Here is a 25,212-nt window from a genome sequence, read left to right on the forward strand (position 1 = left end):
TTGTAGAGATTATTTATCTTATCGTTATATTACTACTTTGGTTAATTTTCAAAATCAAAAAAACGCCTATTGAAATGGTAGATGAATATATTTATCAAAAGTTTTTTATTCTGTTTAAAAACAAGCAGAGATAAATATATGCTTAAGATTTAAGCTCAGCAATAAAACCTCTATCAAATCCACTTAAATCTTTATAGAAAATAGGTTCATACCCATGGTCTCTAAGACATGAGTGTAAAGAATTTTTCTGATTATAGCCCATCTCACAAGCCAAAAATCTTATTTTTCTCTCTCTGGAGAGTTTGATAATAGATTTTAACAACTCATCCCCGACAATCCCTCCAAATAATGCGTTTTCTGGCTCATAAAGCACATTTTTCTCTAAAGGATAATCTTTTGCAATATAAGGAGGATTGGAAACTAAAAACTCAAAATCTTCTTCAATTCCATCAAGAAAACTGGTATTAACAAGCTTTATACGTTCTTCAAGCCTATTTGTACGATTAGTAAAAAAATCTATGTTGGTTTGAGCAACTTCAATGGCTAGAGGAGAAATATCTGTGGCTACGATATCGACATCAGAACAAAGCATTCCTAAAACAATGGAAATAATACCGCTTCCAACCCCGATTTCTGCGATATTTCTAACACGATGCTCAATGATCAGTGGTGTAACTTTTTCTATAAGGATTTCTGTCTCAGGTCTTGGAATTAAAACCCTCTTATCTACATAAAAGCTATGTCCATAAAAATTTGCACTCTGGGTAATATATTCAATAGGCTCACCTGAATTTCTACGAGAAATACAATCCATAAAAATATCAAGCTCACAAGCTTCAATCTCTCTATCCCCCCAAGTATGCAACCACTCTCTTGTGCAGTCCATAGCAAAACTCAGAAGTAGCTCTGACTCAAGTCCTACACGGGTGCTTCCATCACACCCTTTGTTAAGAAATTCTCTTTTAGCATATGAGAGAGCTTCAAAAACATTCAATTTATTTCTCCATATGATAATCTAAAGCTTTGAGACGCTCAAGTAAGGGTGGATGAGTGTAATAAAAAAATATATAAGCAGGATGAGAACAAGGGAAAGATTTATTTTCATTAACCAATCGTATCAATGCCTCAGCAAGACATCTTTTACTTGTAAGCATTGCCCCATATTCATCTGCACCATATTCTGCCCTTCTGCTAAAATAGCCAATGATAGGCATCGCCCAAAAAGAAATAATTGGAGCAATAAGAAGTAAAAATACGATTTTAATCCCTGGATTTGGAACAATATTAGAATTATCAAAAATATAGATGGGGATATTCCCTGCAATAAAAAACAGCACAAACAGAAGGATTCCCATAATAGTGATATTTTTAAGAATATCTTTATGTTTAAAATGACCGAGTTCATGCCCTAAAATAGCAAGTAACCCATCTTGACTGACCTTTTGAAGCAATGTATCAAACAGCACCACACGTTTAGATCTTCCCAATCCTCCAAAATAAGCATTCAAACGTCCATCTCGTTTGCTTGCATCCATTACAAAAATACCACTACTTTTAAAGCCTACTTTTACCATCATTGATTCTATTTTTTTGCTCAAAACATCATCATTTAATGGTGTAAATTTATTAAAAATAGGTGCAATAAGCGTGGGGTATAAAACATTTGCTAAAATTGCAATCGCAAAAATCAAAAAGAACCCATAGAGCCACCAATAAGAAAAATTTTGCATGATCTCTATGATAAAAAATACAATAATACCTCCAAAAAGCATAAGCATAACAAAGCTCTTCAATAAATCTTTCAAATACAGGCTAAAGCTACTTTTATTAAAGCCATATTTTTTATCTAACACCATCTGTGTGTAATAACCCAATGGCAAAGAAACTATAAAGCCAACCAATAGAAATGCCATAACATAAATTAAATAGACTATATTCTGACTTTGACCCCAACTACTAGAAGCATCTTCAAGCCAATACAAACCCACACCAATCCATAACAGAAACATCAAAGCATCAATAACGCTAGAGATATTAGAAATTCTAAGTTTTTCCAAAGAATATTCGGCTGCATCTTTCCAATCATTAGGAGATAAAATAACAGTCTCCCTTGCAAGACTAAGCTTTATGTGTTTTGACTGTAGATAATTCAGAATAATATTTGGAATGGTGTAGAAAAATATATAAATAAACCCTAAAAAATAGAGCATAGAAACCTTTCGTTTTGTAAGATTTAGAAAATTCTACACTAAAAGCATAAATCCTTATGAAATTAAATCACTTTTAACCCCTAATTCATTAATATAATAAAAAAAATTCTAAGGGTCAGCTATGAAAAAAATGAAACAAACTAAATATATCTTTGTAACAGGAGGAGTCTTGAGCTCTCTTGGAAAAGGGATTTCATCTTCTTCAATCGCAACACTCCTCAAACATTCAGGATATGATGTCTCTATTGTAAAAATTGACCCCTATATCAATGTCGATCCTGGAACGATGAGTCCACTAGAGCACGGGGAAGTATTTGTAACTTTCGATGGTGCTGAGACAGATCTTGATATTGGACATTATGAAAGATTTCTCAATACCAATTTTTCTAAACAAAACAATTTTACAACTGGGCAAATCTATCTTTCTGTTATTGAAAATGAAAGACAAGGCAAATATCTAGGCAAAACCATTCAGATTGTTCCTCATATTGTTGATGAAATCAAGCACAGAATCAAGAATGCCGGAAAAAATAGTGATTTCTTGGTTGTAGAACTTGGGGGAACTGTTGGAGACATCGAAGGTATGCCATATTTAGAAGCAATGAGACAGATGAAACACGAACTAGGTAGCGATTGTGTTATTAGCATTCATGTAACATTGATTCCACTAATAAGAGCTATTGGAGAACTAAAGACCAAGCCTACACAACACTCTGTACAAGAGCTTCGTCGTATCGGAATTTCTCCACAAATTGTTTTGGCTCGTTGCGAAAAGCCTCTAAGCAAGGAATTAAAGAAAAAATTGGCTTTAAGTTGTGATGTCGATGATGATAGCGTGATCGTTGCAGAAGATGCGGAAAGCATCTATAAATGTCCGATTAACTTTTTAAAAGAAGGTATTCTAACACCTATCGCTAGACGCTTTAAGATCGATGAACTCAAACCAAAAATGGATGAATGGGATATGCTAGTAAAGAAAATCATTTCTCCAAAAAACTCTATCACAATAGGGTTTGTAGGCAAATATTTAAGCCTAAAAGAATCTTACAAGTCACTCACTGAAGCCCTCACCCACGCTGGAGCGAATACAGATACACGTGTGAATATCAAATGGATAGATAGCGAAAATTTAGATAACAATACTCTCTACGATCTTGAAGATGTCGATGGAATACTTATTCCAGGTGGTTTTGGAGAAAGGGGGATAGAAGGCAAAATACAAGCTATAAAATACGCTCGAGAAAATAAAATTCCTTTTTTGGGAATTTGTCTAGGAATGCAGCTATGTATTGTTGAATTTGCCAGAAATATTTTGAATATCAAAGACGCTAACTCAACTGAATTTGATCCAGAAACAAAAAATCCTTTGATTTATTTGATTGAAGATTTTATTGACCAACAAGGAAATGAACAAATTCGCACTCATCAATCGCCTATGGGTGGAACAATGAGACTTGGAGAATATGAATGCAAGATCAAAAAAGATAGCCAACTTGCAAAAGCGTACAACAATAATCTAACCATCAAAGAAAGACATCGTCACCGTTATGAGGCAAATCCAAAATATAGATCCTCTTTGGAAGAAAATGGAATGATTGTAAATGGAGAATCTTCTAATGGACTTATTGAAGCTGTAGAAATCAAAAACCATCCTTTTTTTGTAGGAGTGCAATTTCACCCAGAATTCACCTCAAGGCTTCAAAGCCCCAATCCAATTATATTAGAGTTTGTCAAAAAAAGCTTGGAGTCTAAAGAAAAATGACTTCTGTGCTCAACAAACAGAAAATAAGAAATCTCTTGGAATGCAGATTCAAAGATGATTCTTACATATCTGTTAAACAACTCCCCCATCCTGGAAAACTCAAACATTGCGAACACGCCGCCAAACTTATCGCAGAAGGAATAAAAAGAAACCAAAAAATCCTTATTGTTGGGGATTATGATGTAGATGGAATTACCTCAAGCGTGATAATGATGAAATTTTTTAAAATGATTGGATATAAAAATGTGAATTATGTCATCCCTAATCGTTTCAGCGATGGCTATGGAATCAATAAATCCATCATTGAGAAAAATCCCGCGGATATAATTATCACTGTCGATAATGGAATAAGTGCATTTGATTGTGGGGAATATTGTGCAAAAATGGGTATTACCCTTATCATTACAGATCATCATATCATAAAAGAAAAACTTCCTCAAGCAAATGCAATTATCAATCCTCAACAAAAAGACTGCTTATTTCCTCAAAAAGAAATTTGTGGAGCAGCTGTGAGTTGGTATTTATGTAATGCTATCAAACTAGAAATGGGAACAAATATTCCACTTGCAGATCTGCTCGATTTAGTAGCTATTGCGACTATCGCTGATATGATGCCATTATTTCAGATCAATAAACTTCTTGTAAGAGTTGGTCTAAAAAAATTTCAAAATTCTCATTCTCCTTGCAATATTCTACTAAAAACCCTTCCAAAAAAAAGCCCTATAACTTCACAAGATATATCATTTTATATCGCTCCTTTAATAAATAGCGCAGGAAGAATGGGTGATGGGAAAATAGCTGCAGATTTTCTTCTCTCTGAAGATACATTCAATGCACAAAAATTATTTTACGAACTCAATAAGCTCAACAAAGACAGAAAAGCCATCGCTCAAGAAATATTAACCTATACTCAAAATACCTCTCTTATCTGCGATAACTGTATTATCGCTTATGGAGAAAATTGGCATGAGGGAGTTTTGGGGATTGTAGCGGCAAATCTAGCAAAAAATCACAAAAGACCTGCTATTATCTTGAGCAAAAAAGGAGATGTTCTAAAAGGAAGTGCAAGGAGTTATGGAAATATCAATCTCATAGAAGCTCTGCAAGCACATAGTGATTTTTTACTAGAATTTGGAGGACATACCAAAGCAGTGGGGCTAAAGATCAAAGAAGAAAATCTTGAAAAATTTTTTCAAGCACTCAGTGTATCTAAAATGCCTCAATGTGCAGAAGAAGAAAATGCAGAAATATTGGGGGTAATTGATATCAAAGATGTAGATAATGAACTTCTTGAAATATTAGAAGAATTCGAACCTTATGGGCAAGGCAATCCTCCTCCTAATTTTATTTGCGAAAACCTCAAAATTTCTTCAAGCAAAACTATTAAATCATTGCATCAAAGCTTTGAGTTAGCTTCAAATACGACTACAAAAAAAGCAATAATTTTTTTTACAGAGAAGTTTTATTCCCCAAACGAATATGTAAATATTAGTTTTAGCTTACAAAAAGACAATTTCAGCAATGAAGCGATGATGATATTAAAAACTATTCAAAAATGCCATTTATAACCAAAACCTTCAATTTACCAAATTCACAAAAAGCTTTTCTATTTATTATGAATACTTTAGGATGTTCCCAAAAACAAGCTCAAAAACATCTTGACAAAAATAGACTTAAACAAAATAATATCCCTATTCATAAATCACAAACCATTATTGGAAAAGTGTCTCTAACCTATTTTCAACCTAGCTCTTTAAATATAGAACCTATTTTCATCACTCCATATTTTGCTATCTATGACAAGCCGCCAAATCTTTTAGTGCATCCTAAGGGATATTTTGAACATTTGAGCTTATGTGATGACATCAAAGTCCGTTTTGGCAAGGAAGCTAACCCTGTTCACAGACTTGATTATGAAACAAGTGGATTAATCATGGTGAGCAAAAATAAAAAATTTGAACCAGAGCTAAAAAGCCTTTTTGAAACTAAAAAAATTTCTAAAACCTACCTTGCATTTGTAGAAGGCGAAATAGAATTTCCTCAAACCATAGACTTACCCATTTTCGTCCCTACCAAACAAAGTAAATTCACAGATCTTGGCATCAAGTGCCAAATTTCTAAAAATGGAAAACCCTCTATCACAAAAATATTTCCCATATATTATGACGAACAAAAAAACCTCACTCTATTGAAGATTATTCCAATCACTGGCAGAACCCATCAAATACGTTTGCATCTTTCAGAAATTGGTCATAAAATTATGGGTGAGCCTCTTTATGGGGTAGATAATCAAAATGCTAGAAATTACTTGGATAAGAAATTTTCCACCCCCTCTCATCGGCTAATGTTACACGCACAAAACCTGAGTTTTGAGTATAAAAATATTTTTTATCACATCACAAGCTGCATGAATTTTCATGCCACTAACTGCCAAAATAGCAAAATCCAATCTTAATCACCCCTCCCTCATAGTTGGGTTTATATAAAATCGGTCTTGATTTATTTATTCAATCCAAGTGCATCGCTGATGATAAAAAATAGATCAGTTTGATCTAAAAGCCCTGTGAAATTTAATGCCATTGGTCCAAATGCTGCGATCCTTAATTGTGTGCCCGTATGCCCTTGCGATTGTGTTTCAGAATTTCCATAACTAACAGTCATTATAGAGCCATCTTCGGTAATAAGCGATCTAGTCAAACCAGGTGCTTTAGCATCATTGCTTATAATTTGAGATGAATGACCATGGTCAGCTGTTAGTATTACTAAAGTATCAGGATTTTCACGAGCAAATTTTAGTGCAACCTGAACTGCCTCATCCAAGTCAATGCTCTCGCCTATTTGACCACATGGATTTGCAAGGTGATTTTGTTTGTCAATACTCGCTCCCTCAATCTGTAGAAAAAATCCATTTTTATTTTTAGATAAAAGTTCAATAGCTTTTTGTGTCATCTGTGCTAGAGTGGGTATAGAGTCTTTTCTATCAGGATTGATCTGGCATCTGATAGGTGGCTCATCAATATTTCCGTGATAAATCGCTTTAGGACCTGTATATAAAGTGGGCATATTCCCCTGTGCAAACAAACCTAAAAGTGGCTTTTTATCATTGGCAACCTTGATCTTTTCAAGCTCTTTGAGATTTTTGACCACTTGGTAGTTTTGATCCAAGGCTTCCTGCATCAACGTTTTGTTTTGAATATCTTTCTGAAAAAAAGTTTGAAGACCTCCGCCCATAACAATATCTGGACGAGTTTTTAATATCTGCTCAGTAATTGAACCTGCTCCATTATTTTCGCTAGAATATTCTGGACAAATACTTCTAGTTTCTACTACCCCGTAACATTTACGCGAAGAAATATGCGACATCTGTGCAGCAGGAGTGGCGTCTTGTATTTCTGCAGTAGTGATGTTTCCAGTAGCCTTATTTAAAGATTTTGCCAATTCTATTAAACTCTTATGTGGTTTTCCATACACATCAATCCCCAATGCACCATTATATGTTTTTACCCCTGTGCTCCAAGCGGTGGCTGAAGCGGCAGAATCAGTAACATAATTTGGCTTATGGGTTTTTTTATCCAAAGAATAATGAGTGTATTGCCCACTAAAAGGAAAGGCATCAATCCCATCCAAAAAGCCTCCTGCTCCTTTGTAATAATTTCTAGCAATAGTGATTTCTGAATCTCCCATACCATCACCTATTAGCAAAATAACATTTTTAACTGGTCTATTTGAAATGTAAGTTTTTAGTATCTGCGTCTGATCTCCTGTAATCCTTCTTGCACCTCCAAATTTTGTAATATCTCCTTTTGCGTGTCTGTTGTAAGAAGGTGCTTCAGCAGCAAAGCAAACAAAACCAAAAAGAATCACGCTTATGATTAAAAATATATTTTTCATATTTCTCCCTTGTTTTAAATTTTGATGAGATATTAAAAACTTGAAATAACTTTTTGATAACAACAATGAAATCAATCTGAAATCTACAATTCTTACAATCCTTGATGCAAATTCAATATTAAAGGCTTCATATGAAAAAAATACTTTTGTTTGTTTTACTCTGTTTTCATGTCTCTACAGCACTTGAGAATAAAGCTGTGGATAAAAAAATTTCCGAACATCAAAGAACTTACGGGGTAGTGTTTCTAGTACCAAAAGAAACGGTATCAAAAATATTAGAAATTTCTGGCGGAAAGATTCAGGAGGCTTTATTACAAAACAATCTCATAAAAGAAACTTTATACCACAATATTCCGCACATCAGTGTAATACACATCCATAATCCAGATCCCAACACTCCATACAATATCTTAAAATCCCTCCCAAAGCCACCCAAACCATTCACATTGTCTTTAGAACACTATGGCTTTATCAAGGCAAGTCCAAATGCAAGTTTTCCTTGGTGGCTTGAAATCAATGTAGGCAAAAACCTAGATTACAAAATAATTTCTGAATACAATTTCAAAGTAACTCAAAATATAGCTCCATTAAGATCTTCTCCTCTGCCTCGTTTGAGCGGATATATCTACGAAGATCTTTCAGCAGATAACAAATCACAAATCTTAGAGTTGGGTTCAAATTCTCTCAATAGAATCAAAAATGGGAAAAAAGAAGAATATTATAGACCACATATGACACTTTCATATTCCCAAACTCCACTAAATAAAACCCTTTCTGATTCTATGAAAGAATTACAAAGAAGTTTAAATAAAGAATTTGAAACGCCCATTATCACAAAAATTGACACGATCTCAATTGTTGAATTAGGTTTTTTAGGAAATGTATTAAGAGAGATTTATAGAATAAATTTGAATAATGGAAAAATTTTTGATGTGCAAAAAGGAAAATTCATCAAAATAAAAACGTTCAAGTAGAACGTTTTTATTAAATTAAATAGGCATCACACGAATATTTTTATCAAGATTTTGTTGCAAAACATCCTCTATGGCAAAAAGCGTTCCTGTAGATGCACTTGCACACCCATTACAAGCTCCCATATAGCGAATATAAACATCAATATGATCATCGCTAGTATCTTTAATATCAATGATTTCCATATCTCCTCCATCCATCATCAACATAGGCCTAATCGTGTCATCAATGGTTTTTTCTACTGCTCGAACTTTTTGCACCATTGTCATTTCTTTGAAAGATAACTGACCATTAGCAGATTTTGCTGCATTTTCTTTGAGTTTTTGAGCTTCCATCTCCGATCGAACATCCTCTAAAATATCTACAAGGTGATATTTCCTCTCTTCATGACCTCCAGGCTTAATACAGCTCTTACAAAAAGCACCTGCTTTAGTATAGTTTGTAATTTCTTCTACTGTTTTGAGATCATTGATTTTGATAACTTCTCTGATCGTGCTAAGACTCACTCTAGCACATTCGCATACAATAATTTCTTCTTCGAAATCTTCTGCATTCTTGCCTAGATAAATTCCTGCTGCTTTTTTAATAACATCATATGCCATCACCGAACAATGCATTTTTTGACCCGGCACAGCAGGGGTATCAGGATCATCTCTGAGTGCGTGTTCAACATCAAGATTTGTAATCTTCACAGCCTCTTGAACAGTCTTTCCCAAGCAAAGCTCTGACATCATATCTGAACTCGCAATAGCCGTTCCACAACCAAAACTTTTGAATTTAGCACTGATAATCACATCATTTTTGTCTACTAACCAATACAATCTCACAGCATCACCACAAGCTTCAGCACCATAGTCAGCTACAATAAGCTTAGCATCTTTAGCTTTTGCATCTTCCTCCGTAAGAACCCCTAAATGTGTAGGGTTATCCATTCTATCACTAACTTTTTTTGAATAAGCATCCCAAAGGGCGCCTCCTATTAAATCATTCTTTGCCATTTTTCTTCCTTATTTATATACATTAATTATTAAACTAAGCCCTATAAGAGCTAGAAATATTCCTCAAACGTTCAATCGCCTTTTTGAATACATCAATCGTGTAATCAATCTCTTCTTCGGTATTAAAACGACTTAAAGAAAGTCTTATTGCAGTATGAGCAAGTTCCTTATCCGCACCTATAGCAACCATCACAGGATTAGCTTCAAGATCTTCACTCGCACAAGCACTGCCTGTTGAAGCTGCAATGCCTGATTTATTCAAATCCCAAAGCATCGCTTCTCCCTCGATACCTCTCACGCTTATAAGCGTAGTGTTTGGAACTCTATGTGCTCTATCTCCAATGACAAACACATCATCAATTTTTAGCAACGCATCTTCTAGCTTATCGCGCAACTTTGCTACAACCTTGTATTCATAGTCTAATCCTTGCGAAGCTAATTTCATTGCCTCGCCCATCCCTATAATGTAGGGAACATTGAGTGTCCCGCTACGCCGTCCACGCATATGTTCTCCCCCATGCAATAATGGCGTTAGCTCTACACCTTTTCTAATATATAATGCTCCTATACCTTTAGGTCCATGAAATTTATGTGCAGAGAAAGATAAAAAATCTACATTTGCTTTCACTACATCCACAGGAATCTTACCGATTGCTTGTACAGCATCGGTGTGAAACAGAATTCCAGCTTCTTTGCAAATAGCACCAATCTCTTCAATAGGAAAAATCAGCCCTGTTTCATTATTTGCCCACATAATGCTAACCAAAGCAGTTTTTGGAGTAATAGCTTCTCTTACCTGTTGGGCAGAAATAGTCCCTTCTTTGTTGATGGGAAGATAGGTGACTTTCACACCCAAAGTTTCCAAAAATCTACAAGTTGCACCAACGGCAGGATGCTCAACCTCTGTAGTGATGATATGATTTTTTTCTCCTGTATAAATTTTGTCAAAATATACGCCCTTCAAAACCCAATTGTTGCTTTCGGTCGCACAAGAAGTAATGATAACATCGTCTTCATTTTGTGCATTGATTCCCTCATAAAGTTTATTGAAGGCATCACTTATAGCAGGGTGGATTTCTGTACCAAATTTGTGTAATGAATTTGGATTTCCATAATGCTCACAAAAAAATGGTTCCATCAATTCCTTTACTTTTGGATCAACCATAGTTGTTGCATTGTTGTCTAAATATATTCGCTTTTGCATTTCTTCTCCTAATAAGACATTTTCGATCGACAAAACTAAATTTTTATGGATGTAATTAATAGTGTTTTGTCAAGCGAAATCTACAATAAAAAACTTACAAAATGTTTAAATTTTAAAAATGAGAGGTAATTTTACATCATATTTATTAATCTTTCCACACTCTCTTTATAAGGAATTTTTTCGCTCTCATTTTGTTTAAGAAAGTCCTCCATAGCGGATTTTTTATCGATTGCTTCATCAAGCTCACTATCGTTTCCTTTTTGATAAGAACCAATCCGTATCAATATTTCATTTTCCTTGAGTAAAGCATAAAGTCTTCGAAATTTTCTTGCTGCTTCTTTGTGTTCAGGAGAAACGATTTCATTGCTTAGCCTAGAAGCAGAATTAAGTATGCCAACAGGTGGAAAAACTCCATAATCAGTCATTTCACGATTAAGAACAATATGTCCATCAAGAATACTGCGGGTTTGATCGGCAATAGGATCTGAGAGATCATCTCCTTCAACCAAAACAGTAAAAAAGGCTGTAATTGATCCTTTGCCATCTTCTTTTCCTGCCCTCTCCATTAGTTGGGGCAACAAAGAAAGCACTGATGGAGGGTAACCTTTGCTAGTAGGTGGCTCTCCTTGCGCTAAGCCGATTTCTCTTTGTGCCATTGCAAAACGCGTTACAGAATCCATCATAAACAACACATCTTTACCTTCATTCTTAAAATACTCTGCCACTGCCATAGCTGAAAATGCGCCATATTTTCTCATTAATGCAGAATCATCACTAGTTGCAACGATCAAAACAGTGTTGCTCAAATCTCCATTGAGATTTTTTTGAATAAACTCAGGAACTTCTCTACCACGTTCACCAATGAGTGCAATAACCTTAATAGGTGCTGAACATCCTTTAACAATCATTCCCATCAGAGTAGATTTACCCACCCCACTTCCAGCAAAAATACCCATTTTTTGACCCTTGCCACAAGTCAGAAGTCCATCGATGCTTTTTACTCCCACGCTAAAAACTTCATTTATAATCCCTCTTTTCATCGCTCTAATAGGTGGGGTAATAGTAGGGGCAAAAGAGATATTCTCTAAAGCCCCCTTATCATCCATAGGATTTCCTAATGGATCAAGGACTCTCCCCAAAACTCCCTCGCCCACAGGAAACATCAAACCACTTTTTTCCAATAAAACCTTATCTCCAGTTTTATACCCTTCTATAAAAGAGAAAGGAGTGAATGCAAATTTATCATCTTCACTCACAGTAACCATTCCCAAAGATTCAAAATCATCAGCTCGTTTGATTCTGACAATATCCCCAACTGAAGGAGTAATGCCATCGGCATATACAATACTTGAAGAAATTTTCTTTATTGTCCCATATTGAGGAGAAAGATTGATATTTTGTTGTAGTTTGACCTTAAGCTCTTTAAGCGACATTAGGTAACCTTATGATTTTGCTTTTATTAAAGATTTTTTTGTTAGAATACGAAATTATACTTTAATATTGCTAAGGAATTCTATGAATTTACAGACAAAAAAAATCAATAGTGCGAATGCGTCAGTGAGTGGAGAAATCCTTCTTGAAGACCTAGAAAAAAAGCTCAACAAAATAGCTACAAAAATAAGTAAAACCGTCAAAATGGATGGTTTTAGAAAAGGAAAAGTTCCTTTAAATGTCGTAAAATCTAGATACAAAGAAAATATCGAACAAGATGCGCAAAAAGAAGCTGTAGAGGAAATGCTCCAACTTGGGCTCAAAGAATTGCAAATTGATGCCAAAGATGTTATCGGGGATCCTATTATTACAGAATTCGATAAAAAAGACACCTTTATTTCTACTACAATCAAGATAAGTTTGAAGCCAGATTTCAAGCTAGACAACATCGATTCCTATGTTCCAGATGTAAAACTAAAGCAAATTACAAATAAACAAATCGAGGATAGACTCAATGATATTGCGAAAAATAAAGCTCCCTTGATTGAAGCAAAGAAAGATAAAAAACTAGATAAGGGAGATACAGCAAACATAGATTTCAAGGGTTTTATAGATGATAAAGCGTTTGAAGGAGGGGAAGCTAAGGGATTTGACTTAAATATTGGAAGCGGTCAATTTATACCCGGTTTTGAAGATGCACTTGTTGGACTCAAAGTAGGGGAAGAGAAAGATATTGATGTGAGTTTTCCAGAAAATTATCAAGCTCCAAATCTCGCAGGAAAAGCAGCTGTCTTTAAAGTCAAACTAAACAAAATCCAAGTCAAAGATCAACCAAAAATTGATGATGAACTTGCCAAATCTTTACTGCCTGAAGAAAAAGAACCTTCTTTAGTGATCTTGAAAGAAAAGATAAGAGAGCAACTTGAACTCGAAAGCAAAACAAAACTATACAATGAAGAATTGAAAGAAAAATTGATTGAAAATCTCAATAAAGGTATTGATTTTGATCTTCCTGATCTTATTGTAGAACAAGAAATGGATTTACTTTTTAGAAATTCTTTAAATATACTTGACCCAAAAGAACTAGAAAGTTTAAAATCTGATCCAAAAAAAGCTCAAGAAAAACGTAATAGCTTCAAAGAAGAAGCACAAAAAAGCGTTAAAATAACTTTCATTGTAGATCTTCTCTCCAAACAAGAAAATATATCTGTAGAAGACAATGAAGTTCTCCAAACTGTCTATTATGAATCAATGATGAGCGGACAAAACCCAAAAGATATGATAGAGTATTACAAGAAAAACAACCTTTTCCCCGCCTTAAAAATGGCGATGATAGAAGACAAGATTCTTGTACATTTATTGGACAAAAAACTTGGTAAAAATACAAAATCAGAAAAGCCAAAAGAAGAAAAGCTTCTTAAGAAATCAAAAACTGAGGAAAAATAATGAACTATATTCCCTATGTAATAGAAAAGACTGGAAGGGGCGAACGAAGTTATGATATTTATTCTAGGTTGCTCAAAGATCGTATTATTCTTTTAAGTGGGGAAATAAACGATTCTGTTGCCTCCTCCATAGTTGCTCAGTTGTTATTTTTAGAAGCTGAAGATCCTGAAAAAGATATCAATCTTTATATCAATTCTCCTGGTGGTGTCATTACAAGTGCTTTCAGTATTTATGACACGATGAACTACATCAGACCTGATATTTGCACTATTTGTATCGGACAAGCAGCTTCAGCTGGTGCATTTTTGCTCAGTTGCGGAAGCAAGGGCAAAAGATATTCTCTTCCAAATTCAAGAATTATGATTCACCAACCATTAGGAGGTGCTCAAGGACAGGCAACAGATATCGAAATTCAAGCCAAAGAGATTCTTCGCCTAAAAAGCATTCTAAATTCTATTATGGCAAAAAATACTTCGCAAACCCTCAAAAAAATATCTCAAGATACAGAAAGAGATTTTTTTATGAGTGCAAAAGAAGCTAAAGATTATGGTATCATTGATAAAATACTTGAAAAAAGCTTAAAATAAAGAGGCACGAAATGGCAAACAAAGAAGAAGAAATATCTGATTTTGGCAGTAATATATTTTTTGGAAAACTAGATCCAGATCTACCAGATCCTGAAAAAAATGATGAATTTGTTTTAGAAGATCAAGTAGCAGGGAAAGTTAGTGTGGTCGCACAAAATACAGTCAAACAACTTGAAGAAGAAGGTCTTCCTGCCTTTCCTGCAAACTATCAACTTTATTTTGAAAGACTTCTTGAAAAAGAGGAAACTTCATTTAAACAAAAAATCCAAAGCGTCATGGACCTTCAATCTATGGGAGAAGACAGAGCTGTAGCTTTTGAAAAAAGCGTCAAAGAAGGTTTTAAAAATATCAAACAAATCCTAGATTTTATTGCTGTGCTTTACAAAAATTTGCAACTTGTGCAAACCGTTACAGAAAAACACATGAAAAGTATGGAAAAAATTGATAACAAGATTGTTCTTTCCAATGCAATTTCTGTATTTTTAAAAGATATTGATAAGGTCAATGATGTTACATCAACCCAGCTCAACCAAATTAAAGAGCTCTATCAAAAGACTGCTAAAGTTATCTCTGATATCAATAAAAATACTATCTATGATTCTCGTTTTGGAATCTACAATAAACGTTATTTTATGAGTCTGATAGAAAAAGAAAATAAATTGATGGAGGAATTCACCCATTCATCAAGCATTCTTACTATGCAATTAACCAAAGATATTCAAGAAAGCATTCAAGATAAATCAACACTAATGATTTTGCTAAAAAGTATTGCTAAGCTTTTGTTAAAAACCTCCAGAAGAAGCGATATTATAGGGTATTTAGGAGATGGAGTTTTTGGAATTGGACTCAAATATTCAGATATACCTAGTGCAACAAAAGCCGCTGAAAGATTTATTCATTCTGTCAAAACTACCAATATATTTTTAGGGGAGCGAGATATTTCACTTAATGTTTCAGTAGGTATCGCAAAAATAGTTCCAGAAAGAAATGCTGAAGATTCCTTAGAAGCAGCACTTTCGGCATTAAAAACAGCACTTGAAGAAAATTTGGAACTCAATATTTACCCCCAAGACCAATCGTAATGGCTGTTTTAGAGATTTTAAAATATCCCAACAGGACACTTAGAAAAATCTCAAAAGATGTCCAAAATTTTGATGATGCCTTGCATACGCTTTTAGATAATATGTATGAAACAATGCATGAAAAACAGGGGGTTGGAATCGCTGCTATTCAGGTAGGAGTTGATCAACGTGTGCTGTTAATAAATATTCCAAGAGAAGAAGATAATCAACAATATAAAGAAGATTTGCTAGAAATCATCAATCCTGTTTTCTTAAAAAAAGAAGGTAGCACGAAGTGGAATGAGGGTTGTTTATCTGTGCCTGAATTTTATGAAGAAGTCGATAGGTTTGAAGAAATCACACTTGCTTATTATGATCGCTTTGGAGAGAAAAAAATTCTTCAAGCAACTGGATTTTTAGCTATTGCTATCCAGCACGAAATGGATCATTTAAATGGTGTTTTATTTGTAGATAAACTTCCGATTTTAAAACGTAAAAAATTTGAAAAAGAGCTCAAAAAAGCCCAAAAACAATAGAATTTAAAACTTAGGAGATGTTTTGAGAAATGGTAAATAAGATATTTTGTGCGACAAGATCAGGGACTTCTGCCAAAATTGTCGAGGTTGAAGTTACCTTCGCTCGTGCATTACCAGCATTTATTATATCAGGACTTGCAAATAACTCCATACAAGAAGCAAAACAAAGAATACATTCTGCACTCCAAAACAATAACTTCACTTTTCCACCCCTGAAAATCGTCGTCAATCTCTCTCCATCAGATCTTCCAAAAAGCGGTAGTCATTTTGATTTGCCTATTGCACTTTTGATTGTATTGCAAAAAGAAAATTTTACTCCTCAAAAATGGTTTGCATTCGGGGAATTAGGACTTGATGGTAAAATACGGCATAATGACAATATCTACCCCTTGCTACTAGATATAGCATTACTGTGCCCTCAAGCAAATGTTATTGTCCCCAAAGGAGGGAAAAAACTTTTTAGTCCTATTCCTAACCTAAACTTTTTTTATGCTGATGATATTAATGAAGCTTTAGAATTTATCAAACAAGAATCTCCTACTCCTGAAACTTACGCAGAAGAATTAAAATTTCCTTCTTTTAAAATCAATGATGAAACATATTATTATCACAATGAATTTGAACTTGATTTTTCTGAAGTCAAAGGTCAAGATATTGCCAAACGTGCTGCTTTGATTGCTGCTAGTGGATTTCACAATCTTATTCTTGAGGGAAGTCCTGGATGTGGCAAAAGCATGATTGCCAAACGTCTTAAGTACATCTTACCGCCCCTAACCCTCAAAGAAATGATAGAAACTGTAAAAATCCAAACACTTGGAAATCATTCAGCCTTTTATACACCTCTTAGAAGTTTTAGAAACCCTCATCAAAGTGCCTCAAAATCAAGTATTTTAGGCTCTGCTACACAAAATGAACCCAAGCCTGGAGAAATCGCCTTAGCTCATAATGGGATTTTATTTTTTGATGAATTACCCCTTTTTAAAAAAGAGATCTTAGAATCTTTGCGTGAGCCATTAGAAAACAATCAGCTTGTAGTTTCTAGAGTGCAAAGCAAAATAGAATATGATACTTCATTTTTGTTTATAGGAGCACAAAATCCTTGCCCTTGTGGAAATCTTTTGAGCCTAACAAAAACTTGCCGTTGTCAAGATAAAGAAATCAAAACCTATAAAAATAAACTCAGCGAACCTTTTATGGATAGAATTGATCTGTTTGTGCAAATGAGCGAAACCAAAGAAAATTCAAAATCAAGCATCAGCTCAAAACAAATGCAAGAAGAAGTCTTCAAGGCATTCAAAATGCAAATCTTAAGAGGGCAGACGCACCTAAATGGAAAGCTCAATGAAAAAGAAATTGATAGGTTTTGTGTCTTAGACGAAGATACTAGAAATCTACTAGATCAAGCCATCAATAGATTTTCACTCTCTGAACGTTCTATTCATAAAATCAAAAAAATTTCACGCACTATTGCTGATTTAGAGGGAAGCGATCACATTGAGAAACCACATTTACTAGAAGCTTTGAGTTATCGTAGAATATAAGCTTGTTTTTATAATATATTATTATAATAATCGTTATTATTAAGAGAGTAAAAAATGCAGAAGTATAACATTCAAAATTTAGACTGTGCAGATTGTGCAAATAAACTAGAAAACAAACTTCGTGAAATTGATGGTTTTTCTGAATGCACAGTTTCTTTTGCGACCAACACTCTTTATGCTCCTAATATGAATATTGAAAAACTTCGCGAAATTATCAAAAAAATAGAGCCTAAAGTTAGCGTTAATGAGGATTTTGAGAATAACGAAGAAAAACCTCGGTGGGAAATCATTGCCGGGTTGATCGGGATTTTTTTTATTTCTCTATTGTTATTACACTTTTTTGAAACCCAATGGATCAATGTCATCAGCTATATTTTACTAGGATTGGTTTATCTCATATCGGGGAAAAGCGTATTTATCGGTGCTTATGAAAATTTTAAAAAGAAACAATTTTTTGATGAAAATGTGTTGATGCTCACTGCCACCATTGCTGCTTTTTTTATCGGTGCATATCAAGAAGCTGTATCTGTCATGTTGTTTTTTGCAACAGGAGAATTTTTACAAGATTTAGCCGTATCTAAGTCCAAATCTTCTATAAAATCCCTACTTGATCTTGCTCCAAATATCGCGTATGTGAAAAAAAATAACCAAATCATCCAAGTTATTCCGCAAAAATTGTGCATAGGCGATGTCATCATTATCAAACCTGGTGAAAAAATCCCCACTGATGGCACAGTTATCAAAGGTGAAAGCAGTATAGATCAAAAAGCACTTACAGGCGAGTCTGTGCCTATTAGTGTGAGAAGTGGGGAAAAAGTACTTGGGGGCAGTATCAATCTAGAAGGTTCCATAGAAATACAAGTTGATAAACTATATGAAGATTCTTCTGTTGCTAAAATCATCGAATTGGTTCAAAATGCCGCTAGCAGAAAATCAAAAACCGAAAAATTCATCACTGTTTTTGCTAGATACTACACACCTATTGTATTTTTTATCGCTTTATGTGTAGCTTTTGTTCCGCCAATAATGGGATTAGGAAGCTTTCAAGATTGGATATATAGAGGATTAGTAGCCTTGATGGTAAGTTGTCCTTGTGCACTTGTAATATCTATCCCTTTGGGCTATTTCGGAGGGATTGGGGCAGCAAGTAAAAATGGTATTTTAATCAAAGGAGCTAATGATCTTGAAACATTAAGTCTAGTGAAAAATATAGCCTTTGACAAAACAGGAACACTTACAAAAGGTGTATTCAAAGTTACCGAAGTAGTTGCTTATAATGGCTATAGCAAAAATGATGTCCTCAGATACGCATCTTGTGCTCAAAATCTCTCCAACCACCCTATTGCCATCTCTATCAAACAAGCTTACAATGATGAAAATCATACACATCAAATTGAGGAATTTGAAGAAATCAGTGGATATGGGATCAGGGTGGTTTGCAATTCAAATCTAATACTCGCAGGAAATGATAAGATTCTACACAAATATAACATCCCTCATGATAATTGCAGTGTTGAAGGTACGGTTGCTCACATAGCAAAAAATGGAGAATATATCGGATATATCATCATATCTGATGAATTAAAAACAGATGCGATTGCAGGAATTAAAGAGCTTAAATCTTTGGGGATAGAAAATATCACTATTTTAAGTGGAGACAATGCCTATGCTACCCAAAAGGTAGCCAATGCTATTGGATGTAAGTATTTTGCAAATCTTTTACCTGAGGATAAGGCAAAAATATTTGAAGAACTTAAAACTTCCACAAATTTTAAAAGTGCCTTTATAGGCGATGGGATTAATGATGCTCCAACACTAGCGATTGCTGATGTTGGTATTAGTATGGGTGGAGCAAGTGATTTAAGCAAAGAAAGTGCCGATATCATCATCACAAATAATTCTATTCTTAGTATTTCCAAAGCCTTCAAGATTGCAAAAAAAACAAAGATAATTATTTGGCAGAATATTGTCTTTGCACTTGTGATCAAAACAATTTTCATTATACTGGGTTTATTTGGAATTGCAACCTTATGGGAAGCAGTTTTTGGAGATGTGGGGGTAGCTCTTATTGCACTAGCTAATGCCATGCGAACAATGCGTATTTGACAAATAATCTTATAAGAATTTTTATTACCAAATTACCAATTTCTATAAAAAATCTCAAAAATAACTACTCATTAAGCCTACTTTTTAAGGTTTTAAACTAGAATCTTAATAACAAACTACAACCATAGGAAAACCCAATGCCTGAGAATATACAAAAAGATCTCGGTAATTCAACACTCCATAGTGAAGTCTTTTTAGATGATTTTATGTTTGATTATGACGCGAAATCTATTATTTCTCAAAGTATTGAAACTTCAAAAGACTATTCAGATTTTTTAAATTATTATTCCGTGCAAGTTCAACCCACCTTGCTTCTAATAGGTGAAGGAAAGGAAGCTAAAAAATTTTTAGATACCGTTAAATCCTATCCAAAAATCCCTTATCAGGTCGGTCTTTTAAATGCAAAAGATATTATTTCAATTTCAGGAAATCTAGGTGAATTTGAAGCCAAAATCAAAATTTCCAATACAGAAAGCACACTAGAACCACAGATTGGAAAAGTTGAATTTTCACAGGCAGTTATTTTTTATGAAGATGATTATCTCACTCGCTTTATGGGTATAGAAAAAGCAAATGATTATAATGATGCTCTTGAGCTCTTACAAGCTTTAGATTCCCGTATAGGGGAATATAGATATGAAAAAAAAATCAATTACAACCCTGATTATTGTCAATATCTCCATCGCAGACCAAACAAACATCAACAAGGGTATTGTCATAAATGTGCCGATATCTGCCCAACATTTGGAGTTGGAAAAGATGATTCATTAATGGAACTTGTTTTTTCCAAAATTGATTGCATTGGTTGTGGAAACTGTGTAAGCGTCTGCCCAAGTGGTGCACTAGAACGAGATGGATATGATAAAGAAGCTTTATTTGAAATCGCTAAGCTTTATAAAAATAAAACTCCTGTTGTGATGGATTTTGAAACTTTTACAACTTTAAAAAATTTTGATTTTTGCAATTGTGTTCCATTGCTACTCCCCCAAGTGAATTTTTTAAATGAAATGTATCTGATGACCTTAATTCAAGAGAGTGGTTCGCAAATCATCATTTTTACAAAAAATCCTTCTGAAAACTTGATTGAAAGTGCTAAGCTAATCAATAATATCTATAACTCTATTGCTTCCTTACAGACCGTTCATATCGTCAAAGAAACAAAATCTCTAATTCATCTATGTAATACCATTAAGCCCAATAACGAACTATTTTACACCTATGCCCAAAACCAGAGAGAACCTTTGAGAAATATTTTTGCACAACGTTTGATGTTTTTAATAAAAAACAATGATTATGGAAAAATCAAAAATACCAAAACAAGCACATATGGAGAAATAATACTAAATCAAGATGCCTGCACATTATGCATGAGTTGTGTGGGAGCTTGTAATGTCAGAAGTTTAAGTGCTAATGCTTCAAACTTTTCCTTACAATTCAACCCATCTAGTTGCACATCTTGTGGATATTGCGTGGATTCCTGCCCTGAAAATGCAATATCTTTAGAACTATCTGGTATTTCGCTCAACCCAAGCTGGTTTGAAAACAAAACATTAGCTCAAGATAAAATGTTTGAATGTATAGAGTGTAATAAACCTTTTGCCACAACAAAATCTATTCAAAAAATAAAGTCTATTATGCTTCCTGTATTCCAGAATGATGAGGCAAAAATCAGATCCTTAGAATGTTGCCCTGATTGCAAGGTAAAAGTAATGTTTGAAAAAAATTTTGAGGCATTTATATGATGGAACACAAAAAAAACATTGGGGAAGAAATCATCCAAGCGAGAATATTATATTATGATTTTTTTACGGGTCTATTTTTATTTGAGCTTTTAAAAAATCGCGCTGAGATTTTAAAAAAACAAATCAAGATTCTCAAAGATTTCGCTTTTACTGATGGCAATGTAGAGGATTTTAGGATAATCGAAAAAGAATTAAATACAAATGGAATCGGTGCTTTTATTCAAGAATTCACAGCATTATTTTCGCTTCCCTTTGTGCCAAATAATCGCTCAGCACAACCACTCTCTCCTGTCTATCTCTATCTTTCATATTACCTAGAAGGTTGTATTGGGGGCAAAAGTCTCTCAATGGCAAAAGATATTCTCAAATCATCAAGCTTTTATCTAAACTCCACATTTTTAAAAGAAACTGAAGAAAATCTAGGTGTTCTTTTACTTACAATGGAACATTTGCTTCAAAATAAAGATGATAATGCCAATAAACTTTTTAATAAATGTATAGCCCCTATGATGCAGCCCATCACACAAGGCATTTCAAAACGCAAAGATTGTATGCTATATGGGCATATCAATAATATCTTTGTAGAGTTCTTAGAACTAGAAAAAAAGATATGGCTGGAATAATCGCATAAAAGTGCTAAATGGCATTTTTATGGGGTTATCCCAAAAACTTTCAAGGAGGCAAAATGAAAGAAAATTCTCGGCGGAAATTTCTAAAAAATACTACAAAGGTTGGTGCAATAGCTGCTGTAGGGGGACTAGTAATCAATAGTTGTAGTAACAATGAAGTCAAACAAAGTGGAGTTATAGTGGGCAAATCCAACAAAGAAGAAATCCTCTATCAAGGGAATACAAAATACTGGAAAACATATTATTCAGTGGCCAAATAAACAAAAAGGAAGAAAAATGAGCGAAATCAACAACAAGACACAATCGCGTCGTACTTTTATGAAAATGTCCGCATTAGCTGGTGTGGCTGGTTTGTCTCAAGCTTTAGGGAATGATACAAAAGATATTCTCAAACAAGCAAACAAACAAGAATTAAGCGAGGCATATCCAGGTTCTGTAAAAATAAAAACTATCTGCACACACTGCTCTGTGGGATGTGGGATTATTGCAGAAGTAAAAGATGGTGTATGGGTAAGACAAGAAGTAGCACAAGATCATCCTATTTCTCAAGGAGGACACTGTTGCAAGGGTGCTGATATGATAGATCGTGCTAGAAGCGAAACACGTTTGCGTTATCCTATTGAAAAAGTTAATGGTAAATGGGAGAGAACTGATTGGGATTCTGCAATGGATAAAATTGCCACTCAATTAAGTGATATTCGAGAGAAAAATGGTCCTGATAGTGTGATGTTTATTGGATCTGCAAAAGTTAGCAACGAACAAAGTTATTACATCCGAAAATTTGCTGCATTTTTTGGAACAAACAATATAGATCACCAAGCCAGAATCTGACACAGCCCAACAGTCGCCGGTGTGGCGAATACATTCGGGTATGGTGGAATGACAAATCACTTAGGAGATATGCAATTTTCCAAATTCATCTTAATTATTGGTGCAAATCCTGCCGTAAATCACCCTGTGGGAATGGTACATATATTACGAGCAAAAGAAGCTGGAGCACATATTGTATGTGTTGATCCACATTTTAGCAAAACAGCTGCAAAAGCCGATGAATATGTTCGAATCAGAAGTGGAACAGATGTGGCATTTGTATATGGAATGCTCAATTATATTTATACTCAAAAACTCTACGATGAAAAATATCTCAAAGAGCGAGTATATGGCTATGAGGAAATCTTCAGAGAAGCTCAAAAATATCCATTAGATGAGGTGGCAAATATCACTGGAATACCTGTAGATACGATCAAAAAAGTAGCTAGAGAAATGGCACAAGCCAAACCAGCATCGCTAATTTGGAATCAAGGGCTCACGCAACACACCGTAGGAACAAACAATACACGCATAATGCCAATTTTACAACTAGTCTTAGGCAATATTGGCAAAAATGGTGGGGGTGTAAATATCCTAAGAGGGCATGATAATGTTCAAGGAGCTTCGGATATGGGAAATCTCTCTGATAGTCTTCCAGGTTATTATGGACTAGGCGAAGGATCTTGGAAGCATTTTTGCACTCACTGGGATGTGGATTATGAATGGATGCAAAAACGATTTGCCTCTAAAGAGATGATGCAAAAAACAGGCTATGCTCTTTCGACTTGGAGATTTGGAGTTTTAGATGAAGAAAATTTTGCTAACAACGACAATACTCCTATCAAAGCACTTGTAGTTATCGGAAATGGCATTTCAACAACTTCGCTACTAGATAAAACAAAAGCCGCTCTTGACAAGCTTGATTTGGTGGTATTTATCGATCCTTATGTCAATGATGTAGCCGTAATTACAGATAGAACAGATAATCTATTTTTACTTCCTGCGGCTTCTCAAATGGAATCAAGCGGTTCTGTAGCAGCAACAAATAGAGGATATCAGTGGCGATATCAAGTGATGAAGCCGATGTTTGAATGCAGAGAAGACCACGAAATTTTATTTGATCTTGCCCAAAGGCTTGGATTTAAAGAAGAATTCCAAAAGTCTCTATATAACATCGCAAAAAAAGAAGGTCGAAAAGAGTTTATATGGCCAGATGATGCTACCACAGAAATGGCTCAAAGTATTCGTAGCATAGGATTACAGGGTATGAGTGCAAAACGTTTAAAAGAGCATTGTGATAATTGGCATATGTTTGATAAAGTTACTCTAGCAGGGATGGGGCCTATGAAAAATCAATACTATGGGTTACCTTGGCCTTGTTGGAGCGAAAAACATCCTGGCACTCCTGTGATGTATAACGACTCTATTCCCGTAATGCAAGGTGGAATGGGCTTTAGAGTGAATTGGGGAGTGAAAGCCCCTGATGGCACAAATCTATTAAGCCCTAGGAAATTACCAAATTCAAAAATAGCTGGTCACCCTGCGATTACAAGTGATAATATCGAGGAAGTTTTAGGTATCAAACTTACAGAAAAAGAAAAAGCAAGTGTCAAGGGGACTTCATTTTCAACTGGTACGACAAATATCCTGGTAGAAAAATCCCTTCAGGCAGGGGTATGCCCTTATGGAAACGGAAAAGCTAGGATGATTGTATGGGATTGGTATGATAAAATCCCAATTCATCGAGAACCCTTACATAGCTATCGCCCTGATTTAATACAGAAATACCCAACTTTTCCTGATAAAAAAAATAATTTCAGAGCTAATCTTAAATATATCTCAAGACAGAAGGAAAAGGATTGGAAAAAAGAATACCCTCTCAATATGCTCACAGGAAGACTTGTCGCACATATGGGTACGGGAACTGAAACAAGGAGTGCAAAATATCTAGCAGAAATATATCATGAGATGTTTGTAGAAATCCATCCAAATACCGCCCTAAATCTGAATATTAATGATGGGGATGATGTTTGGGTATATGGCACAAGTGGAACCAAAATCCTTGTAAAAGCAAAATATTCTTATCGTGTAGATGAAGGCAGTGTATTTTTGCCCCAAAATTTCTCTGGTATCTATGAAGGCAAAAATCTTATTGATAGATATCCTGAAGGAACTAGGCCCTATGCAATAGGAGAGGCAGCCTCCATGATAACAAGCTATGGTTTTGACTACAATACTGCCTGTCCTGAAACCAAATGCGGTTTATGTCGTATAGAAAAAGCATAA

At 34.6% G+C, this 25,212-nt stretch carries 20 protein-coding genes; 14 read left to right on the forward strand and 6 right to left on the reverse strand.

Annotation, left to right across the window (positions count from 1 at the left end):
- Positions 1-142: 142 nt before the first annotated feature.
- Complete coding sequence (locus Q5I06_RS03855; protein ID WP_305516710.1) at positions 143-994, reverse strand: N5-glutamine methyltransferase family protein; 852 nt, start codon at positions 992-994, stop codon at positions 143-145.
- A 1-nt stretch (position 995) separates the two neighbouring features.
- Positions 996-2,210 carry a M48 family metallopeptidase gene (locus tag Q5I06_RS03860; protein ID WP_305516711.1) on the reverse strand — a complete coding sequence of 405 codons (1,215 nt, stop codon included), beginning with the start codon at positions 2,208-2,210 and terminating at the stop codon, positions 996-998.
- A 130-nt stretch (positions 2,211-2,340) separates the two neighbouring features.
- Between Q5I06_RS03860 and pyrG the strand changes: the two genes are divergently transcribed.
- From pyrG to Q5I06_RS03875, 3 genes are read left to right on the forward strand one after another with little or no spacing between them, the layout of a single operon-like run.
- Positions 2,341-3,972, forward strand: a complete 1,632-nt coding sequence (gene pyrG / locus Q5I06_RS03865) for a glutamine hydrolyzing CTP synthase (protein ID WP_370690916.1) — start codon at positions 2,341-2,343, stop codon at positions 3,970-3,972.
- The gene (gene recJ, locus Q5I06_RS03870) at positions 3,969-5,540 is read left to right on the forward strand and encodes a single-stranded-DNA-specific exonuclease RecJ (protein ID WP_305516713.1); all 1,572 of its coding nucleotides are present in this window, start codon (positions 3,969-3,971) and stop codon (positions 5,538-5,540) included. The genes pyrG and recJ overlap by 4 nt, the downstream gene beginning before the upstream one ends.
- Positions 5,528-6,427, forward strand: coding sequence for a pseudouridine synthase family protein (locus Q5I06_RS03875; RefSeq protein ID WP_370690912.1), 900 nt, complete (start codon positions 5,528-5,530; stop codon positions 6,425-6,427). Before recJ ends, Q5I06_RS03875 begins: the two co-directional genes overlap by 13 nt.
- A gap of 44 nt (positions 6,428-6,471) precedes the next feature.
- Here Q5I06_RS03875 and phoA read toward each other — a convergent pair whose 3' ends face one another.
- Positions 6,472-7,863, reverse strand: coding sequence for an alkaline phosphatase (gene phoA / locus Q5I06_RS03880; RefSeq protein ID WP_305516715.1), 1,392 nt, complete (start codon positions 7,861-7,863; stop codon positions 6,472-6,474).
- 131 nt (positions 7,864-7,994) lie between these two features.
- Between phoA and Q5I06_RS03885 the strand changes: the two genes are divergently transcribed.
- Positions 7,995-8,837: a hypothetical protein gene (locus Q5I06_RS03885; RefSeq protein WP_305516716.1), complete on the forward strand. Its 843-nt coding sequence runs from the start codon at positions 7,995-7,997 to the stop codon at positions 8,835-8,837.
- 15 nt (positions 8,838-8,852) lie between these two features.
- Here Q5I06_RS03885 and Q5I06_RS03890 read toward each other — a convergent pair whose 3' ends face one another.
- The 3 genes from Q5I06_RS03890 to fliI all read right to left on the reverse strand — a co-directional run bounded on the left by Q5I06_RS03890 (position 8,853) and on the right by fliI (position 12,470).
- Positions 8,853-9,833: an iron-sulfur cluster assembly scaffold protein gene (locus tag Q5I06_RS03890; RefSeq protein ID WP_305516717.1), complete on the reverse strand. Its 981-nt coding sequence runs from the start codon at positions 9,831-9,833 to the stop codon at positions 8,853-8,855.
- A 34-nt stretch (positions 9,834-9,867) separates the two neighbouring features.
- Complete coding sequence (locus Q5I06_RS03895) at positions 9,868-11,037, reverse strand: NifS family cysteine desulfurase (protein WP_305516718.1); 1,170 nt, start codon at positions 11,035-11,037, stop codon at positions 9,868-9,870.
- Positions 11,038-11,168: 131 nt separating this feature from the next.
- Entirely contained in the window at positions 11,169-12,470 is a 1,302-nt protein-coding gene (fliI, locus tag Q5I06_RS03900) for a flagellar protein export ATPase FliI (RefSeq protein ID WP_305516719.1), read from the reverse strand.
- Positions 12,471-12,552: 82 nt separating this feature from the next.
- Here fliI and tig point away from each other — a divergent pair, with 82 nt between their 5' ends.
- The 10 genes from tig (at position 12,553) to Q5I06_RS03950 (ending at position 25,212) form a co-directional block, all read left to right on the forward strand.
- Entirely contained in the window at positions 12,553-13,914 is a 1,362-nt protein-coding gene (gene tig / locus Q5I06_RS03905; RefSeq protein WP_305516720.1) for a trigger factor, read from the forward strand.
- Positions 13,914-14,501 (forward strand): ATP-dependent Clp endopeptidase proteolytic subunit ClpP, encoded by a 588-nt coding sequence (clpP, locus tag Q5I06_RS03910; RefSeq protein WP_305516721.1) that lies wholly within the window; start codon positions 13,914-13,916, stop codon positions 14,499-14,501. Before tig ends, clpP begins: the two co-directional genes overlap by 1 nt.
- Positions 14,502-14,512: 11 nt before the next feature.
- A complete protein-coding gene (locus Q5I06_RS03915; RefSeq protein WP_305516722.1) occupies positions 14,513-15,583 on the forward strand; it encodes a GGDEF domain-containing protein in 1,071 nt (356 codons plus the stop codon).
- Positions 15,583-16,098 (forward strand): peptide deformylase, encoded by a 516-nt coding sequence (def, locus tag Q5I06_RS03920; protein WP_305516723.1) that lies wholly within the window; start codon positions 15,583-15,585, stop codon positions 16,096-16,098. Before Q5I06_RS03915 ends, def begins: the two co-directional genes overlap by 1 nt.
- A 29-nt stretch (positions 16,099-16,127) precedes the next feature.
- Entirely contained in the window at positions 16,128-17,639 is a 1,512-nt protein-coding gene (locus tag Q5I06_RS03925; protein WP_305516724.1) for a YifB family Mg chelatase-like AAA ATPase, read from the forward strand.
- A 54-nt stretch (positions 17,640-17,693) separates the two neighbouring features.
- A complete protein-coding gene (locus Q5I06_RS03930; protein ID WP_305516725.1) occupies positions 17,694-19,745 on the forward strand; it encodes a heavy metal translocating P-type ATPase in 2,052 nt (683 codons plus the stop codon).
- A 137-nt stretch (positions 19,746-19,882) separates the two neighbouring features.
- A complete protein-coding gene (locus Q5I06_RS03935; RefSeq protein WP_305516726.1) occupies positions 19,883-21,487 on the forward strand; it encodes a 4Fe-4S binding protein in 1,605 nt (534 codons plus the stop codon).
- Complete coding sequence (locus Q5I06_RS03940) at positions 21,484-22,110, forward strand: molecular chaperone TorD family protein (RefSeq protein ID WP_305516727.1); 627 nt, start codon at positions 21,484-21,486, stop codon at positions 22,108-22,110. The genes Q5I06_RS03935 and Q5I06_RS03940 overlap by 4 nt, the downstream gene beginning before the upstream one ends.
- A 62-nt stretch (positions 22,111-22,172) precedes the next feature.
- On the forward strand, positions 22,173-22,376 hold the full coding sequence (locus tag Q5I06_RS03945) for a twin-arginine translocation signal domain-containing protein (protein ID WP_305516728.1): 204 nt from the start codon (positions 22,173-22,175) through the stop codon (positions 22,374-22,376).
- Between the two features lie 16 nt (positions 22,377-22,392).
- Positions 22,393-25,212 (forward strand): molybdopterin-dependent oxidoreductase, encoded by a 2,820-nt coding sequence (locus Q5I06_RS03950; protein WP_305516729.1) that lies wholly within the window; start codon positions 22,393-22,395, stop codon positions 25,210-25,212.

Origin of the sequence: Helicobacter cappadocius (genome assembly GCF_030688855.1) — a bacterium.
GTDB classification, from domain to species: domain Bacteria; phylum Campylobacterota; class Campylobacteria; order Campylobacterales; family Helicobacteraceae; genus Helicobacter_J; species Helicobacter_J cappadocius.